The organism is Kurthia zopfii (assembly GCF_003143955.1).
Lineage (GTDB): Bacteria > Bacillota > Bacilli > Bacillales_A > Planococcaceae > Kurthia > Kurthia zopfii.
In genome coordinates this window covers 11,692-30,387 of the sequence record NZ_QFVS01000001.1, presented here as the reverse complement: position 1 = coordinate 30,387, position 18,696 = coordinate 11,692, and the positions used below count along the sequence as shown (strand labels likewise).

The 18,696-nt window shown below is 36.0% G+C and carries 21 protein-coding genes; 9 read left to right on the top strand and 12 right to left on the bottom strand.

Going from position 1 to position 18,696, the window contains the following annotated elements:
* Positions 1-303 precede the first annotated feature (303 nt).
* On the top strand, positions 304-1,596 hold the full coding sequence (locus DF281_RS00140) for a globin-coupled sensor protein (protein ID WP_109348225.1): 1,293 nt from the start codon (positions 304-306) through the stop codon (positions 1,594-1,596).
* Between the two features lie 99 nt (positions 1,597-1,695).
* Here the strand turns inward: DF281_RS00140 and mqo are convergent, their stop codons facing one another.
* The 4 genes from mqo to DF281_RS00120 form a co-directional block, all read right to left on the bottom strand.
* Positions 1,696-3,177 (bottom strand): malate dehydrogenase (quinone), encoded by a 1,482-nt coding sequence (mqo, locus tag DF281_RS00135; RefSeq protein ID WP_109348224.1) that lies wholly within the window; start codon positions 3,175-3,177, stop codon positions 1,696-1,698.
* Positions 3,178-3,507: 330 nt separating this feature from the next.
* Complete coding sequence (locus DF281_RS00130) at positions 3,508-4,221, bottom strand: hypothetical protein (protein ID WP_240605490.1); 714 nt, start codon at positions 4,219-4,221, stop codon at positions 3,508-3,510.
* A gap of 9 nt (positions 4,222-4,230) precedes the next feature.
* Positions 4,231-5,211: an HNH endonuclease gene (locus DF281_RS00125; RefSeq protein WP_109348222.1), complete on the bottom strand. Its 981-nt coding sequence runs from the start codon at positions 5,209-5,211 to the stop codon at positions 4,231-4,233.
* Positions 5,211-5,534, bottom strand: a complete 324-nt coding sequence (locus DF281_RS00120; protein WP_109348221.1) for a nucleoside triphosphate pyrophosphohydrolase — start codon at positions 5,532-5,534, stop codon at positions 5,211-5,213. Before DF281_RS00120 ends, DF281_RS00125 begins: the two co-directional genes overlap by 1 nt.
* Before the next feature lie 207 nt (positions 5,535-5,741).
* On the opposite strand from DF281_RS00120, the gene DF281_RS00115 reads away from it, so the two are divergent.
* From DF281_RS00115 to DF281_RS00105, 3 genes are all read left to right on the top strand, one after another.
* Complete coding sequence (locus DF281_RS00115; protein WP_109348220.1) at positions 5,742-6,242, top strand: Lrp/AsnC family transcriptional regulator; 501 nt, start codon at positions 5,742-5,744, stop codon at positions 6,240-6,242.
* Positions 6,242-7,423 carry an aminotransferase gene (locus tag DF281_RS00110; protein ID WP_109348219.1) on the top strand — a complete coding sequence of 394 codons (1,182 nt, stop codon included), beginning with the start codon at positions 6,242-6,244 and terminating at the stop codon, positions 7,421-7,423. Before DF281_RS00115 ends, DF281_RS00110 begins: the two co-directional genes overlap by 1 nt.
* 68 nt (positions 7,424-7,491) lie before the next feature.
* Positions 7,492-8,217 (top strand): 3-ketoacyl-ACP reductase, encoded by a 726-nt coding sequence (locus tag DF281_RS00105; protein ID WP_109348218.1) that lies wholly within the window; start codon positions 7,492-7,494, stop codon positions 8,215-8,217.
* Between the two features lie 120 nt (positions 8,218-8,337).
* Here the strand turns inward: DF281_RS00105 and DF281_RS00100 are convergent, their stop codons facing one another.
* A complete protein-coding gene (locus DF281_RS00100; RefSeq protein WP_109348217.1) occupies positions 8,338-8,640 on the bottom strand; it encodes an antibiotic biosynthesis monooxygenase family protein in 303 nt (100 codons plus the stop codon).
* 263 nt (positions 8,641-8,903) lie between these two features.
* Between DF281_RS00100 and helD the strand changes: the two genes are divergently transcribed.
* The gene (gene helD, locus DF281_RS00095; protein WP_109348216.1) at positions 8,904-11,222 is read left to right on the top strand and encodes an RNA polymerase recycling motor HelD; all 2,319 of its coding nucleotides are present in this window, start codon (positions 8,904-8,906) and stop codon (positions 11,220-11,222) included.
* Positions 11,223-11,243: 21 nt separating this feature from the next.
* On the opposite strand, the gene DF281_RS00090 is transcribed toward helD, so the two are convergent.
* Both DF281_RS00090 and DF281_RS00085 read right to left on the bottom strand, forming a co-directional pair.
* A complete protein-coding gene (locus DF281_RS00090; protein WP_109348215.1) occupies positions 11,244-11,549 on the bottom strand; it encodes a hypothetical protein in 306 nt (101 codons plus the stop codon).
* Positions 11,550-11,571: 22 nt separating this feature from the next.
* Positions 11,572-12,021 carry a DUF1569 domain-containing protein gene (locus DF281_RS00085; RefSeq protein ID WP_109348214.1) on the bottom strand — a complete coding sequence of 150 codons (450 nt, stop codon included), beginning with the start codon at positions 12,019-12,021 and terminating at the stop codon, positions 11,572-11,574.
* A gap of 188 nt (positions 12,022-12,209) precedes the next feature.
* Here DF281_RS00085 and DF281_RS00080 point away from each other — a divergent pair, with 188 nt between their 5' ends.
* The 3 genes from DF281_RS00080 to DF281_RS00070 are packed head-to-tail and all read left to right on the top strand — an operon-like array spanning position 12,210 to position 14,707.
* Positions 12,210-12,929, top strand: coding sequence for a metal ABC transporter ATP-binding protein (locus DF281_RS00080; RefSeq protein WP_109348213.1), 720 nt, complete (start codon positions 12,210-12,212; stop codon positions 12,927-12,929).
* Entirely contained in the window at positions 12,930-13,772 is an 843-nt protein-coding gene (locus DF281_RS00075) for a metal ABC transporter permease (protein ID WP_109348212.1), read from the top strand.
* Complete coding sequence (locus DF281_RS00070; protein WP_370447840.1) at positions 13,769-14,707, top strand: metal ABC transporter substrate-binding protein; 939 nt, start codon at positions 13,769-13,771, stop codon at positions 14,705-14,707. The genes DF281_RS00075 and DF281_RS00070 overlap by 4 nt, the downstream gene beginning before the upstream one ends.
* 53 nt (positions 14,708-14,760) lie before the next feature.
* Here the strand turns inward: DF281_RS00070 and DF281_RS14635 are convergent, their stop codons facing one another.
* Positions 14,761-14,904: a hypothetical protein gene (locus DF281_RS14635; RefSeq protein WP_166636029.1), complete on the bottom strand. Its 144-nt coding sequence runs from the start codon at positions 14,902-14,904 to the stop codon at positions 14,761-14,763.
* A gap of 90 nt (positions 14,905-14,994) precedes the next feature.
* Complete coding sequence (locus DF281_RS00065) at positions 14,995-15,279, bottom strand: hypothetical protein (protein ID WP_109348211.1); 285 nt, start codon at positions 15,277-15,279, stop codon at positions 14,995-14,997.
* A gap of 177 nt (positions 15,280-15,456) precedes the next feature.
* Here DF281_RS00065 and DF281_RS00060 point away from each other — a divergent pair, with 177 nt between their 5' ends.
* Entirely contained in the window at positions 15,457-16,074 is a 618-nt protein-coding gene (locus DF281_RS00060; protein ID WP_109348210.1) for a zinc ribbon domain-containing protein, read from the top strand.
* A gap of 147 nt (positions 16,075-16,221) precedes the next feature.
* Here DF281_RS00060 and DF281_RS00055 read toward each other — a convergent pair whose 3' ends face one another.
* The 3 genes from DF281_RS00055 to DF281_RS00045 all read right to left on the bottom strand — a co-directional run bounded on the left by DF281_RS00055 (position 16,222) and on the right by DF281_RS00045 (position 18,675).
* Positions 16,222-16,950, bottom strand: coding sequence for a sulfite exporter TauE/SafE family protein (locus tag DF281_RS00055; RefSeq protein ID WP_109348209.1), 729 nt, complete (start codon positions 16,948-16,950; stop codon positions 16,222-16,224).
* Between the two features lie 75 nt (positions 16,951-17,025).
* Positions 17,026-17,787, bottom strand: a complete 762-nt coding sequence (locus DF281_RS00050; RefSeq protein WP_109348208.1) for a class I SAM-dependent methyltransferase — start codon at positions 17,785-17,787, stop codon at positions 17,026-17,028.
* On the bottom strand, positions 17,788-18,675 hold the full coding sequence (locus DF281_RS00045; RefSeq protein ID WP_166636028.1) for an AraC family transcriptional regulator: 888 nt from the start codon (positions 18,673-18,675) through the stop codon (positions 17,788-17,790).
* Positions 18,676-18,696: the final 21 nt, after the last annotated feature.

The following is an 18,696-nucleotide window of genomic DNA, read 5'->3' as shown; positions in this document are numbered from 1 at the left end:
CCTTCGCCTCTTTCGTAACTAATAACCATAGTATACGGAAGGTGATGTACTAGTATTTGTACAGTTGATATTTTTAAAAGAAAAATTTTAATTCTTTAAGAAAAATAGTCGGATTTTAGATCAAATTGCTACAATCATACTTATTTCCCTATAATTTTTGAGTATTATCTATTATCATGAATAATTGCACAAGGACTTTTATCATATCTAGTGAGTAATTTTACATAAAAGTTTCACTTTTGGACAATGTCTTTTAACCTATATTTATGCTATGATGTTAAAAACAAATAAGGGGTGTACTAGATGTTTTTCATTAAAACAAAAGAAAAAGCGATGATTTCGCATTCAACTGACTATTCTAATGTCGGAATATTCATTAAAAACACAGATTACTTAACTCAATTAGAGATGATTTCATTGCAAAAAGAAGATTTAATGATTATTCGCAATTTGCAAGCTGCTATCATTCCTGAATTGAATACAATTATTAAAAGTTTCTACAGCGCTTTGGAGAGAGTGCCCCATCTAACACAAATCGTTCGTGATCATTCAACATTTGAACATCTCGGAAAAACACTTCGCGTACATATTGAACAAATGTTTTGCGGACGTATTGATGATCAATTTATTAAGGCAAGAAGTACAGTTGCTCGAGTGCATGTAAAGATCAATCTATATCCGAAATGGTATTTAGCTGCATTCCAAAAACTAGAAATTGAATTAAGAAGAATTATTCGTGAGTTGGATGTATCCATCGAAGAAAAAGTGAAAATGACAGATGCTGTCGGTAAATTATGTAGTTTTGAACAACAATTAGTATTAGAAGAATATCAGCTATACTCTGATGAGTTAATGGCTGCGCATCGTGAAGAAATGAATGCACGTGTGAGAGAAGAACTGGGTTCCGTATCGAGTGAACTTGAAGCGCAAGCGACGAATACTGCTCAAGCCGTGGAAGAATTAGTGGAAAATACGAGTGCAGTAGAATCCAATGTCCAAAAAACAGTCGAACAATCATTGAATACGAAAAATGCTTCGATTGATGGTAAAAATCAAATGGAGTTTCTAACTTCACAAACTTCATTGATTCACGAGAAAACTTCTGAAATGTCCACAATGGTAAAAGGATTGAATCAATCTTCTGTTGAAATGAAAGATGTCATTGATCTCGTAAAATCAATTGCCAATCAGACAAATTTATTAGCATTAAACTCAGCAATCGAAGCTGCTAGAGCTGGAGAACACGGAAAAGGTTTTGCTGTTGTAGCTGAAGAAGTACGCAAACTTGCAGATCAGACGAAAACATCCGTTGAAAAAATCGGCGTTCTAATAGAAGATTCTAATGAAGTAACCATTCAAGTTGTAGATGCCATTTTCCATATTCAACAACTCGTATCCGAAGGCACAAAACAAAACGAGCAACTCAAACAATCATTTGATCATATCTCGACAAGTACGATGAAGACAATTCAAGATATCGAATCTGTTGGTGAACAGATGACGACCTTAACTTCTGTCATTACTTCTATGGCGACTACTTCAAATGACTTGCATGAATCTGCTGCGTTATTGGATCAAACCATTCATTCATTTTAATAAGTTACACGAAGGAAAGAATCACAGTTTATGAGGATTCTTTCTTTTTTAATGCAAAAAAGAGGAGCCGCATCATTTTGCGACTCCTCTTTCTTATAATTAATCTTCTAGTTTTAATGATTTTGCTGTTGCTGCAAATAATTCGTGGAATAATTCTTCGTTATCGATCAGTTTTTGACCGTATGAAGGAATCATTTCTTTAATTTTCGGTTCCCAAGATTTCATTTCTTCTGGGAAACATTGTGCCATAACATTTAACATAACTTGAACAGCTGTTGAAGCACCTGGAGAAGCTCCAAGTAATGCCGCTACTGAACCGTTTGCACCTGTAATAACTTCAGTACCGAATTGAAGCGTACCTTTACCGCCTTTTTCAGTATCTTTAATTACTTGTACACGTTGTCCAGCAACTACGATTTCCCATTCCTCGTCTTTTGCTTCAGGAACGAATTTACGTAATTCTTCAATACGTTGTTTTTTGTTTAACATTAATTGTTGGATTAAATATTTTGTTAAGCCCATTTCTTTCGCGCCACAAGCTAACATTGTGAATAAGTTGTTCGGTTTGATTGAAGTAATTAAATCCATATTTGAACCCGTTTTTAAGAATTTTGGAGAGAATCCAGCAAATGGTCCGAATAATAATGATTTTTTACCATCAATATAACGAGTATCTAAGTGAGGTACTGACATTGGTGGTGCGCCAACTTCAGCAGTACTATACACTTTACCGTGATGTTTGTTTGCTACTTCTTGGTTATTACATACTAACCAAAGACCACTTACAGGGAATCCACCGATATGTTTACTTTCAGGAATACCTGTTTTTTGTAATAGGTGCAGACTACCGCCACCAGCACCTAAGAATACAAATTTAGCAGTTTGAGTAATGATTTTGCCATCTTCAGTTTTAACTTTTACTTCCCAAAGACCGTCTGCGTTTTGTTTTACATTTTGAACATCTGCATTGTAAGTTGATTCAACGCCATCTTTTTTCTCAAGGCTATCCATTAAAATACGAGTTAATGAACCGAAGTTTACATCTGTACCAGAAGCGATGCGTGTTGCAGCGATTGGATTAGAATCTTTACGTCCATTCATAATTAATGGAATCCATTTTTTCAATGTTTCTTCGTCTTCAGAAAATTCCATTCCGTCGAATAAGTGAATATCAGATAATGCGGCGAAGCGTTTTTTAAGGAATTCTACATTGTCTTTACCTTGTACCATACTTAAATGTGGGATTGGCATAATAAATTCTGATGGATCTTTAATAGCGCCTGTCTCTACTAAATAAGCCCAGAATTGACGAGATAATTGGAACTGTTCATTGACATTAACCGCTTTTGTAGTTTCTACTACACCATTTTTTTCTGGTGTGTAGTTTAGCTCACATAGTGCAGAGTGACCTGTACCAGCATTGTTCCATTCGTTTGAACTTTCAAGGCCTGGTTTATCAAGTTTTTCAAATACTTTAATGTTCCATTCAGGTGCTAATTCTTTTAAGAATGTACCTAGTGTAGCACTCATAATACCAGCGCCAACTAAAATAACGTCAGTTGAAGTTTGTTTGTTACTCATATTTACCATCCTTATATACTTAAATTTGCCGAAAATGTATCCGCTAACACTTTAACGCAACAACAAGTCAAAATGTTATATTTTAATACGTTTTCTTTTATGAAAAATATCCTTATCATAGTGTAGCATACTTGTAATAAGAATAGAATAACTCGGAAACAAGTGATAATTGTGTGAACACGAATCAACAAAAAAGGTACATAGTCTAGAGTATTTTACATTTTATTTAACAAAAAATGTTTTTAATGGCGGTCTGAATTATGAAAAAAAACACCTTTTTTGAACAGTTAGTCAAAAAAATGACTACTTGGTCAAAGGTGTTTTTAATTTTTAATCCCCTAAATCATATACTAATTTTGAAAATCGGAATCCTGAATCAAAATCGAACTGAATAAGTTGATCGAGATTATAGCTTTTTTGCCGATATGCTTCCTTCATAAATTGTTGGAAAATATAGCGACAATTATATAATTCACTGACCCCCTTCTCCTCTTCGCGCAATCGCTCAAATTCAATTTCATCTTCATTTGAATCATGCGTGATGATTTCGAAATTTAAATTCGTATGCCACATGAAATCTAAAAAACCTTGTAATATCGCTTTTTTGAAGTCGATTATTATGAATTCGCCTAATACATCCGTTGAATAATGGAAATCCTGATTTTTGAACAGTAATTGCATTTTATTCTGATGATGAAAATATCGAATCGTAAACTGATCAGAAATTAAGTCGCTCGCGTAGTGTACATGCACATTACTTTTCTCAATCGAGCGATCAACTGTTCTTAATTCTTTAATCAAATCCTCCCAAAAAGGATACAATTCCCACACATCCGCGTTAAAATGAAGCGGCTGCCCATCTACATAAAATACCACTTTCCCCGAAGGATACCCACCCGAACGCCCAAACTCAAAATTGAAGACACCTTCATCTTCCAGACCTTTCATCTCTATATAGCCCGGATATTCTTGATCAACATCTAACTCCTCTCTTTCTGGATGGATGCGAATAAATGTTTTAATTTCTAAATTCAAAGGATTCACTCCTGTTTGTTATAAATGCTTAAAGCCATTTGCTTCAGAGTAGCGATAGCTTGTTAATATTTTTTCTTCATCATAATTTGTGAAATAAGATGAATATTTTTCTTCGCAAACCATCAGTTCATTTCGTGCGATAATGCGATCGACCGCTTCTTGTGGCGCTAATTTATTGCTCTTTTTAGAATTGCAACTTTGGCACGCCAATACAAAATTCCATAAACGATCATTTTGTATATAACTCCATGGAATAAAGTGATCGACATGGGCATTGTTTTTCAACTCTTTCCCGCAATAAAAACAACTATGTACGCCAGCTTGTCTTAAAATATTCTCAAATTCTTTCAATGATTTTCTTTGAGATACTAACTCTACGGTTGAAAGTAAATTACTCACTTTCTCAGCTTCATTATATTTCTCTAAAAACATCGCTAACTGATAGTTATTAATATCTTTTAAAATTCTTTTAAATTTCAAAAAGAAATCAACATATAATTCGTTCATTGTAATTTTTTCTTCCTTTATATTAAAGGAATAGATGCTTTCATCAAAATCTCCAAACATCGCTCCAATTACATTGATTTTACCAGCTTGTTTTACTTTACGAATTAGTTGATCTTGTTGAGCTGTTTCAATACGGTCAAAGTTCCACTCGTCAGGGATTTCATATTTCTGATGAAACTCCTCAATCACCCTTTGAACACTCGCCATTCTATTTGTATTATTTGATTGCCAAAGTTTATGATGTACAACTAAATTCCAATAAATTTTAGTGAAAGGTCTAAACACTTGGTCAAAAGTTAATTCATTATGTACATTGACGTCTGATACAGTTTCTAATAATGCCTTAAAAAAGCCGAACTTATATGTACTTGAATTTTTCCCATGATAAAAAAAGCTATGAATATGTTGCCAAATCTGGTCTTCTTTTAAGAATCCTTCCTTTCTTTCACCAATTTTTAATCTTGAATATCTTACTTTCTCTTCCTTCTCCATCAATCCTCAACCTCAATCAAATAATGTCTATTCTCAAACGCGCCTTTACGTTGAACCTTATCTTGGCGCAGTAACTCTAATTGCTGAGGTGTCGTATTATGTATGCTTGCAGCGGCATAAACTAATTCTAATAAGTCGACAAGTTCTTCGAGCGCATCCTCTGTCGAATCCGTTTGCTGATACTCAATTATTTCCTCATTGAATTTCGCCTTAATTGCCTGCTCGAAATTCGCATCACTCAATACTTTCGCTGAATATGTTAAGTTTTTCGATTCTAAAATATCTAATATGCGATCACGCACTAGTTTATGATAAATCGGCACTTCAACACCCCTTACATTCCCTAAATTTTACAATGATTCTATTTTACACGATTTATTTATGAAATACGAGTTTCGTTAAATTTCCCCATTTTTCGAGGTTTAAAGATGTAAATATTTTCAAAATAAAAAGTATTCGTTTTTTTCTATAAATATAAGTAAAAATCTTATATAATTTAAAAAGTAACTAAATAGAATAGGAGATTTTATATGAAACTTAGCTCTCAGCAAATCGAAATCATTGAAATTTTAGAAAAAGATGCACGTATGCCTTTAGAAGACGTTGCCAAAATGGTCGGCCTCTCTCTTGAAGAAACGACTGCTTCCGTTAAAAAATTGGAGGATGAAAAAATCCTTGTACGATATATCTCACTTGTCGATTGGACAAAAGTAGAGGAACACCCTGGAGTGCGCGCAATGATTGATGTTAAAGTAACACCAAAACAAGGCGTAGGTTTCGACGATATCGCAGAACGCATTTACCGCTTCGACAAAGTGCAATCTGTTTACTTAATGTCAGGTGTTTATGACCTTTCTGTAATCGTCGAAGGCAATTCAATGAATGAAGTAGCAAATTTCGTCTCACAGAAACTTTCAACACTTGATTCAGTCATCTCAACTACTACTCATTTCATCCTTAAAAAATACAAGCATGATGGAACAATTTTAGAAGTTGGCAACACAGACCAAAGAATCGTGGTGTCACCTTAATGATCTCCACACGCAATTCCTATGTATCAAAAATGGTGAACGACTTACAACCTTCTGGCATTCGAAAATTTTTCGACCTTGCTGCAAGTATGGAAGGCGTGATCTCGCTCGGTGTTGGTGAACCCGATTTCGTCACACCTTGGCATGTTCGTGAGGAAGCGATTCGCTCACTTGAACTTGGTTACACAGCCTATACACCTAATGCTGGTCTATTAGAGCTTCGCCAAGAAATCACTCATTATATGAATCAGCGATTTGGCGTTCGATATGACGCGCATAATGAAGTCATCGTCACTGTAGGCGCAAGTTCAGCAATTGATATTGCGATGCGCACAATTTTAGATCCTGGCGAAGAAGTGATCGTCGTCGAGCCTTGCTTCGTATCCTATGTACCAATGGTTACTTTAGCAGGTGGTAAAGCAGTGACAGTCCAAGCTTTGAAAGAAAATGATTTTAAAATTACTGCAGAACAACTTGAAGATGTCACGACTCCTCGAACGAAAGCAATCATGCTCTGTTCTCCGAATAATCCGACTGGCACAATGCTGAATAAATCTGAACTACAAGCAATCGCTCAGTATGCCATCAAACATGATGTACTCGTAATTGCCGATGAAATCTATGCTGAACTTGCATATGATGAAGAATATACGAGTATGGCTGCAATCGATGGGATGCAAGAGCGTACGATTCTCGTGTCAGGCTTCTCTAAAGGCTTCGCAATGACTGGATGGCGACTAGGATTCGTCTGTGCGCCTGAACCTATTGCAGAAGCAATGCTGAAGATTTTTCAATATCAATTAATGTGTGCATCAACTATGTCTCAATACGCGGCAATTGAAGCGCTTCGTAATGGTCGTCCAGAAGTAGATGAAATGGTCAAAAGTTATCGTCGTCGTCGTAATTACATCGTTCAATCATTTAATGATATGGGCCTTACTTGCCATAATCCGGGTGGAGCATTTTATGCTTTCCCTTCGATCGCATCAACAGGCTTAACTTCACAGCAATTCGCAGAACAGTTGCTTCAACAAGAAAAAGTTGCGGTAGTACCTGGTGATGTATTCGGTACGAGTGGTGAAGGACATATCCGCTGTTCGTACGCCGCTTCATTTGAACAATTACAAGAGTCCATAAAACGTATTGGGCATTTCGTGGAATCTTTGAAACAGTCTGTCTAATGCACATTTCTTTATACAGAACTTAAATTCCTTTATAATATAGAAGAAATAAGAAAGGAATGATTTAAATGCCACAATCTCTAAAAGGTAAAGTAGCTGTCGTAACAGGAGCTGGCCGTGGAATCGGTCGCGCTGTTGCTGAAGCACTAGCAGCTGAAGGTGTTACAGTTGGACTTCTATCTCGTACAGAAACTGAAGTAAAAGCTGTTGCTGAAAAAATCAAAGCGAATGGCGGTCAAGCTGCATTTGCTACTGCTGATGTTACAAGTTTTGAAGAAGTAAATCGTGCCATCGAACAATTAACTTCTGAAAACGGCAAAGCAGATATTTTAATTAATAATGCGGGTATGGGTGGTTTCGGCAAATTAGTCGAACAAGATCCTACTACTTGGAAGAAAATCGTTGATACAAGCCTTTTCGGTACTTACCATGTAACACATGCAGTACTTCCTCAAATGATTGAGAAAAATGAAGGCGACATCATCAATATTTCTTCTACAAATGGCTTAAACGGTGCCGCTACTTCTACTGCCTACTCTGCAGCGAAATTTGGGATGATTGGTTTAACCGAATCATTAGCACAGGAAGTTCGTCGCAATAATATTCGTGTGACTGCACTTGCTCCAAGTACAGTTGTAACGGATTTAGCGCGTAACTCTGGACTGGTAGATGAAGCGAAAGAAGCACGTATGATGCAACCAGAAGATTTGGCTGAAGTAATCGTCAACCAATTAACTCTTCCAAACCGTATCTACGTAAAACAAGCAACTATTCTAGGAACGAACCCTTACTAATAAAATGAACCCGTAGCTGAAATTTTTCGGCTACGGGTTTTTTGGGGTTTTAGACTTTTTAAAAAAACGAAACCACGATTGAGCGGTAATTAGTTTGCACATATACCTAGACTTAATTCATTATTTCACTTCATACATCGTTACTTCAACATTCAACACATGGTCTGGTTTTGGCTTGCCACGGTTTTCGCGATGTCCGGCGATATGTTCCGGACTTTTCTCCCATGCTTTCCATGCTTCTTCTGATTCCCAGCGAACAAGCATAATGACTTCTTCTTCGCCACGGCGTACTTTTTTCTCTAAAACAGTTTTGTCGATGAAGCCTGGTTGTTGTTCAACTAAGCCGCCACCTTTTGTAAATTTTTCAACCATTAAATGGCCATTGCCTTCTGTTACGGTGAATCTTCTCATTTGTACAATCATGTTAAAACTCCCTTTCACTATGTATGTATTAAGCGTACTAAACATATTAATGCATTGTCAATGAAAATGATTCTCATTATTAATTAAAAAAAGGCATAAAAAAACGTCGTCAACCATCAATATGATTGCGACAATACTTTATTCATGGTATATTATATTAGCTATACGCATTTATAGAAGAAATCGTATAGTATTCCTTATTTTAAATAATACAGTACAAATCAAATTTTGTCAAACATCAAATAGTCAAAGGGGCGATCCATTTGGATGCAGCATTTCAACGAGAGCAACAACGGATCACAGAAGTAATTCAAACGATCAATAATGAACTACAACAACTAGTTGGAGAATCATCACAATTAAAAAATGAACGGAATAACATTCAGAAATATTTCTGGGATGAAGTAAAAGTAAATGTCGAAAGCTTCGATGACTACCTTGAAACGATGATTGGCTTACGTCAAGAAACGCAAGCGCTTGCGGTGAACCAAAGTATGCATCGCCATGCGAATAAGAAAAGTTCGAAACTTAGAAAAATGAAGGATAATCCGTATTTTGGTCGAATCGATTTTCGTGAAGATCGCGAAAAAACAACGGATGAAATTTACATTGGCATTGCCACTTTAACTGACGAAGCAAATGATGAAATTCTAATATATGATTGGCGCGCACCGATTTCGAGCATTTACTATGAATCTGAAATTGGGCCGACTTACTACCGCACCCCTTCTCACAAAAAAATAACCGGTCAATTGGAGAAGAAAATCCAATATATGATTCGTGATGGCCAATTACAGACAATGTTCGATGCTTCTGTCACGATTGGCGATGAAGTATTACAACAAGTGCTTGGTCAAAGTACCGACAAAAAAATGCATAGTATTGTCGCAACAATTCAACAAGAACAAAATAAAATTATTCGCCATACAGGTAGTCGACTTCTGATCGTTCACGGCTCTGCTGGATCTGGGAAGACTTCTGCCGCACTTCAACGTGTTGCATACCTACTATATAAATACCGTGAATCGATGACAGCAGATCAAATCATTCTATTCTCGCCGAATACGATGTTTAATAGCTATGTGTCGAATGTCTTGCCTGAACTTGGTGAGGAAAATATGCAGCAAGTGACTTTCCAAGATTATTTGGAGCATCGCCTTGGTGACGAAATGAAGCTAGAAAACCCGTATGATCAACTTGAATTTATTTTAACTGCGAAAAATCAAGAAGGCTATGGGCAAAGACTTCAAGCGATTAAATATAAAGCTTCCCCTGCCTATTTCGAAGCGATGGAACGTTATTTCGTGTCATTAAGTGAAGAAGGCATGCTATTCCATGATCTCAATTTCAATGGTGAAGTCATTATGACGAAAGAGCAATTATACAATCAATTTTATAGTGAAAATCTTGGTATGAAGCTTCACAATCGCCTTGATTTACTAAAGGAATCGATTTTAAAACTGTTGAAAGAAACGGAGAAAAAAGCGATTAAATCAGATTGGATCCTCGATGAAATTGAATTAATTTCAGATGACCGCTTCACGAAAATCCATAAGATCATGGCGAAGAAAAAAGGTTATAGACCTTCTGAATATGATGAATACGATTTAACACATCGAGATTTAGCGATTTACTTAGTGAAAAGAAAAATGAATAAACTACGTAAAAAAGTCAATAATGTCGATTTCATTGATTCAAAAACAATTTATCGCCATCTATTTGACTGGCTCGTTCAAGATAATCTAACACTTTGGTCAGAAATTCGCATCGATACTTTCAGAAAAATGGATCTGGATGAATTGTATTATGAGGATGCAACTCCATTCCTTTTCATGCAAGAATTGATGAAAGGATTCCAAACAAATCGCCAAATTAGACATTTACTAATTGATGAAGCACAGGATTATTCTGCTTTCCAATTTGAATTTTTAAAGCGTCTCTTCCCTGCTGCGAATATGACAGTTCTTGGCGACTTCAATCAAGCCATTTTCGCCCATGCGAAAGATACAAATGACTTCATGTCGCTTACTTCATTGTATGGCGAGGATGAAACGGCTGTCGTCAATATTCAGCGCAGTTACCGCTCAACGAAGGAAATTATCGAATTCACGAAAAGCATCGTGCCGAATGGTGAATCAATTGTCTCTTTCAATCGAGCAGGTTCACGTCCAGTCGTGACAACGCACACATCGAAAAAAGCTCTACATGATGCTCTTTCAAAGCAAATTCACGACTTCCAAAATCACGGCTACCAAAGCATTGCCGTAATTTGTCTTTCAGATGAGGAATGTGTGGAAGCTTATGAAGCATTATCTAATATTCCAAATATTAAAAGAGTGAAGCAAAGTACTTCAGAGTATGAAGTCGGCACTGTTGTTATCCCTTCTTACTTGTCGAAAGGGATTGAATTCGACGCAGTAATTGTCTACAACGCTTCTACTGAAGTATATGCGGACGATTCACTTCGCAAAACTTTCTACACTGTATGTACACGCGCCATGCATGCGTTGCAAATTCATTCTGTTGGATCCGTAACACCTTTATTGGAAGCTGTCCCAGAAAATCGATATGAAATGAACTAAGGAAAAGTAGGAATCAGGCAATTATTTTGCCACGATTCCTACTTTTTTTCGTATTTTCGATCGAATAACTAAGTTCAAAATAAAGAGAACAGCAATGATCATGAAACCAACTAGTAAAATCCACTCTCTTTCACTTGGTTTTTGCCAATTGAGCGATAAAAAGAAATTAAGCATAAAAAGTACAACAATTGTTGTAGGTGCAGCAATTTTGGGTAAAGTAATTGTACCCTCCGATTGCGAAAGCTTTATATGCTTTTCTAGTAATAGCATTAATAAGATGAAAGATAAAATAAGTACCGCAAACATAATATTGCCATCATGAACCATGAATTACACCACCCAATTATTTTTATACACCGAATTGCTGAAAATGATGATCTAAATGTTTATATACCCCTTTTCCCCATTGCTCTCCCGTTAATTTTCCGAAAAATGGATGAATAACTCCATCACATGAATTTGGCCCTGCTTCATAAAACTCCTGTAATTTTGATTTAAGCGTAATTTTTTCAACGTCAAAATTTTTCTCATCCGTCATTTTGATCGAAGCAATCGTCGACAAGTCATGTGGTAAAGGTTTGTCATTATACATCATCGGTCGAATAAACGGACCAACGAAACGACCAATGAAATCAAGTTCACTCTGCGTTTTTTGCATCGGTATATCTTGAAATGCATTACAATGAGCGAGCATTTGCGCAACATTCATACTCCCCCATTTTGCTTGCGATTGTGGCGATAAGCGGTCAAGACGTTCTAAAACTTCTGAAAAACCATCTTTTTCAAAAATAGTTTTCATAAAAAATCACGCTCCTCTACCTATTAATATATACATTTCATTATATGGATATTTTTGCATTTTGTCAGTTTTAGAGGGTTTACAACTTAACTGAGAAAGTGTATCATAAGAATAAAGTTTCCCGAGGGAAAGAAATTTATACAAGGGAATGTTAATTGCCTTAAGAGAAAAGAAAGGGATGAAGGAAAGTGCTAGAAGTAAAAGACATCGAAGTATCCTATGATGGCATCACTAACGTTGTTGACCATGTATCATTTTCAATTGATCGTCCTGCACTTGTCGGTATTTTAGGACCTAACGGCGCAGGTAAATCAACATTAATAAAAGGAATGTTAAAACTAATTCCGAGTAAAGGTGAGCTGTTCTTCCGAGGACAACCACTCAAAAAAATGCAAAAAGAAGTCGCATATGTAGAGCAAAAAAGTGCCATCGACTATACATTCCCCATTACAGTACGCGAATGTGTATCACTTGGACTTTATCCAAAACTACGCTTAATGCAAAAATTAACGAAAAAACATTGGCAACAAGTCGACGCAGCACTTGAAAAAGTGAAAATGGTCGAATATAAAAACCGTCAAATCGGCGAATTATCAGGTGGTCAATTCCAGCGTGTACTAATCGCTCGAACACTTGTACAAGAAGCAAGCTTGATCTTCCTAGATGAGCCATTCGTCGGTATTGATGCAACATCTGAAAAAATCATCATGGATATTTTAAGAAGCTTCCGAGATGAAGGCAAAATGATTATGATTGTCCACCATGATTTAGGAAAAGTTGATCATTACTTCGACGAAATCATCATGATGGATAAAAAATTAATCGCCTATGGTCCAACGAAAGAAACATTCGTCCAAAGCAATATCATTGGCACATATGGCGCAGCTTTAGGGTTAGGAGTGTTATAAATGATTTCAAATTTCATAAACGGACTTGTTGATTACGAGTTCCTACAAAACGCATTAGTTACAGCAACTGTCATCGGCATTGTCGCTGGTGTTGTCGGCTGTTTCATCATATTAAGAGGGATGTCACTTATGGGTGACGCCATCTCACACGCTGTATTACCAGGTGTCGCAATTTCATACATTTTAAGTATCAACTTCTTCGTTGGTGCAATCGTATTCGGACTTTTTGCTTCTATTATCATCACATTCATTTCTAATAATAGTAAGATCAAAAGTGACACAGCAATCGGTATTACATTCAGTTCATTTTTAGCACTTGGTGTTATTCTAATCGGTGTCGCAAACAGTTCTACAGACCTTTTCCACATTTTATTTGGGAATGTCCTAGCTGTTCAAGATTTTGATAAATGGCTAACAATCATCGTATCTGCGATCGTTATTCTAGTCGTAGTCATCTTCTTCAAACCATTATTACTTACATCATTCGACCCGAATATGGCAAAAGCATTCGGTGTAAAAGTTAATGCTTATCACTACTTATTGATGGCACTTCTAACTGTTGTTGCAGTAAGTGCGATGCAAAGTGTTGGTACAATTCTAATTGTTGCCATGTTAATCACTCCTGCAGCCACTGCTTATTTATATACGAAAAGTTTGAGTAAAATGATTGTACTGTCCGCCTTCCTTGGAGCATTTTCATCTATAATCGGACTGTTCATCGGTTACTCATTCAATATTGCGGTAGGTTCGACAATCGTACTTACTTCAACATCTATCTTTTTAATTAGTTTCTTAGTTTCACCAAAACAAATTCATTTACGGAAGAAGGTACTAAAAGCATGAGAATGACCAAAAAAACAACAGTCTTCATGAGCTTACTACTCGCATTATCGATTTTCCTAGTAGCATGTGGCGACAAAAAAGAAGCAGCTTCAGGAAAATTACAAGTTGTTGTAACCAATTCAATCCTCTGGGATCTGACGAAAAATATCGCAGGTGACAAAATTGAGCTACATAGTATCGTACCAGTCGGTAAAGATCCACATGATTATGAAGTGTTACCAGAAGATATTAAAAGATCCACAGATGCAGATTTGATTTTCTATAACGGTTTAAACCTTGAAACAGGCGGAGATGCTTGGTTCACAAAATTAATGAACAATGCGAAAAAAGAAGATGGTAAAGATTACTTTGCGGTGAGTAAAGGTGTAGAACCACTTTATTTAGAAGGTAAAAAAGGCCAAGGTAAAGAAGATCCTCACGCATGGTTAAATCTTGATAACGGCATTATTTATGCCAACAACATCGCGACTCAATTAATCGCAAAAGACCCTGCTAATAAAGAAACTTACGAAAAAAATGTAAAAGAATACACTGCAAAACTTGCGAAATTAAACGCTGAAGCAACAGAAAAATTTGCTGATATTCCAAAAGCTCAAAAAATGATCGTAACGAGTGAAGGTTGTTTCAAATACTTCTCGAAAGCATATGACATCCCATCAGCTTACATTTGGGAAATCAACACAGAAGAAGAAGGAACACCGAACCAAATCAAAAATCTAGTCGATCAACTTCGTAAAACAGAAGTCCCTGCCTTATTTGTTGAAAGTAGTGTAGATGATCGCCCTATGAAAATGATTTCTAAAGAAACAAATATTCCAATTCATGCGAAAATCTTCACTGACTCTATTTCAGAACAAGGTGAAGAAGGCGATAGCTACTACGATATGATGGAATGGAACTTAACTCAAATTCACGACGGTTTAGTGAAAAAATAATACAAAAAAATCGCTCTCCTATTATGGGAAGCGATTTTTTCATTTGGATTTATTTATTTTTTTGATTGTTTTTTCTTTAATATTTCTTCACGTAACTTTGCAAGACGTTGTTTTTTATCATCTTGTGCTGGTATGTTTTTCTCATGATACTTATTCACTGCAGCATGCCCTTTTGAATCTAATTGATACTTCCCCATTCTCTTTCACCTTCTTCGATCACTTAAATAGACTATGATTATTTTACACGCTCACCGTCAATAAAGCAATTCACGAAGGATGATCTTCATTTATTGTTCTGCCTTATCTTTCGTTAAATTCGAAACAAAAAATGTCACGATCGATACGACTAAACCAAAGACAAAAAGAGTGCGCCCGATAAAGACGAAATTATTTTGATAGAACTGCCCCAAACTCATGTATTTAACTGTATCTCCAATATCATCTTCTCTGTTTGCTAACCACTCATCACTAATTTCTACGCCCATACTATAACTTTTAAACATTAATAGAATTCCTACAACGATTAATACACCAGAAAGGATATATAATTCTATATAATTTGTTTTGCTCATCATTCTCTCCTTTCGCTCTTCAGACTTTGTGTTGCCAATGCTGCTATATTTCACGGAGGTTAACCATTATTATACATCTATACCTTTTTTGTAAATACATTCATTATAGTTTTCATAAATAAATGAAGGATTTATCAATTTCATACATTATTTATATTTTTTCAGAGTTTAAAATAAATGAATTTTTGTTATAATTGCGGAGCTAAACTGATCAGTGACGCAAATTTCTGTGGTAATTGTGGCATCAAATTACCGAATACGCTTAATCAAGAGAATGAAAACACTTTGGATTCAAGCGATACTACAAAGCTCATCTATACTCAACAACATTTTTCGTCTAGCCGAGTTAAATCGAATCAATCTACTCAGAAAATAGGTACTTTTCTTCCCATTTTCCACCTTAGAAATACAGCCATTATAGCTAATATTATTATGTGGTACGTACTTTATGTTACAGCTGGTATTATTGAATCGGATACAGATGATTTTTCAGTTAAACCAAGAGTAGCACTTTATTTTGTAATCAGTGGCATCGGGTTACTCATTCTATTAATACTACAATACTATACGCGTAATAAATTAATATGGCTTACTGGAATATGGGCATTAATCTTACTTTACTTCCCTTATGATTCTTTTCTTAGATTTTTCGGTCTTTATCAATGGTCCGGTCTAGCAATCGCTCAATACTTTGCCTATTTCCCTGAGTATTCCAATCCAGTTGTGAATATTCTCATTGGATTTTTCTTAATCAATTTATTTTTTTATAGGCGTTTGTGTAATTGCATTAATTAATCGAAAAAAAACACGTGAAGAAAATCTCAATTCTTCTCTATAAGATTGAAATGGCTCACTATATCAAAATTATTACTTCCTAGGACTTTGGCTTTTATGCCTTAGTCCTTTCTTTTTTCGTTTAGCCATTCTTGTTATGCAAAATAATCAATGATCAATGATCATTTGTACAATTAATAAGATGGTGACAAGTCGTAGCAGCGGCTTTATATGTTTCGTTTTTAACTTACGGGCGATTCTTACACCGATTTGAGCCCCAATAATTGCACCAGTCATTAATGCGATTGTTAGTGGCCAATGAATTTTCCCTGTCGCAATATATGTAATAGCCGATCCAAAACAACTTGCGAAAACCCCTACTCTAGCTAAACCGATTGCGCGAATATATGCGATTTTTTGACTTGCATACACATACATCGCAAGCGTGCTGCTTCCAGGGCCGAACATGCCATCATACATGCCGATTCCGACTAATGCAGCACCTGTTTTCTTATTCGCCTTAAAAATATTCGTTCCATCAAAATTGCCCGCATTAATAAAGGACATAATGAATGCGAAGCTTAGTAGGACGATCGCAATCATCATCAACACTTCACCACTAAGTAAAGAAGCGACAAGTCCACCGAGAATTCCGCCGACTAGACAAAAGATGAGGACAGCTCCCGCTTCTTTCATCGTTACTTCTTTACGTCTAAAAATCACTAAAAAGCTCGATAATGAACTAATTGTATTGGATACTTTATTTGCGCCAATTGCGGAATGGACGGGCATCCCCATTAATAACATCGTTGGCAAACTGATGAGCCCTCCACCACCGACGAGCGTTCCGATGACATTGCCGACAACGCCAATCATAAAAAATATTGCGAAATCCATAGTATCCCCTGCTTCCATTGTTGTAACACAATTTTAGCATAGAATTTACTTGTCAAAGTTAAATAATCCGAAATTTCAGAGTTTTTTAGTTGCTTCAAATGTAATGCTTTGAGTGATATCTGTTGGCTGTTTATTGTATTCATAATTTGCAGAACAACTAATATTTGTGAAACCTATTTTTTCTAATAGTAACCGGAATTCCTCAATCCCATACCAACGTAATGAGAATTTTTGTAACTCCGAATCAATTAGTGTTCCTTCACGCCATTTCTCATATTTCAAATAGGAAGTCGTCACTTGATTCAACCAATCCATGTCGATTGATTTCCTTTCCATCGTGATGCCATCCCCATTTGGTAACTCGAATGTAGAGGTTGTAATTTCATCTGTTTTCCAATCATACGGAATTTCAAGATCTACAATAAAACGCCCGCCTATTTGCAAATGTTCGTATATTCTTTGTAAAGCGTTCATAGCATCTTCCCGCTTTTCTATTAAACAAAATGAACCTGTCGGGATGATTATTGCCTCATATTGATTCGGCAATGTGAAGTCTTTTAAATTCGCTTCAAATAAACGCGCATCCAAATTTCTTTCTTCACATCTTTCGCGACAAACTTTTAACATCTCATTTGAGTAGTCAATGCCTTCAACATCAAAGCCTTCTTCTAGCAAAGGAATGATGATTCTTCCTGAGCCAACAGCCGCTTCTAATATCTTTCCTTGTACATCCTTTAATCGACTTTTATAATACTCAAGGTCACCATCTATTGAACAACCAACTGGTTTGGTTAATTCATAAACCTCTGTACATAATTTACCGTAATAACTAAACATTCAATCTCTCCTTTTTATTGGTACGTATATTTCCATTACTGCATCTTCGAGACCATGACATCTTTCATCATAAAATTCAAAATCCACTTTTGATTCATCAAAAACATAGTCACTCGTTTCAAACCATTCTTCAAATATATATTGCCAAGTTGATTTCACAACTTTCGCCAGTGGATCTTCGTCATAATTCATAGCTGTGACAATATTATTCACTGGTGGCGTTGTAAAAACAGCATATTGTGCTTCTGGTACTTCAAATGTCATCATTTCTTGAGTTACTTTATCATAGTTGTCTACAATAACTCCGAATAGATAAGTTAATAGCCCCTCCTCTGAAGTCACACTAATCCCAACTTCTCCGTGATTTGGTGGTTCTAGTTTGGCATACATTTTGCTTTCTAAATTCTCCCCTGTGTACGTATCCCAATAAGCTGCGATATCTTTCGTATTTCCTTCAGATTGCATTGTTTTTATACCATATCCAGCTATTTTGAATGAAGATTTTTGAATAAAAGTAGGTGTTTTTATTATATTTCCATCTTGTAAAATAGATTCAAAGTTCGTTTCCGTACTTCGCGAAATATATACTGTTGGACTATAACCAAACTCTTTCCGAAACGCCTTCGAGAAACCACTCGCAGTTTGAAATCCGAAATCCATTGCCACATCAATTATTTTTCTTTTTGATTTTAGTTCCTTCCTCGCTTCGATTAGTCGTTTTTTTCGGACAAAATCCATTAACGGTGTGCCATAATATAAGCGAAAAATGCGACTAAAATGAAATACTGAATAACCTGCATTATGAGCAATATCAAATGCTTTGGGATCCTCTTTAATACGCAGCTCAATATATTCAATACTTCGTTTAATATCCTCATGATAATTCAATGGCTCACTTCCTTCTCTTGC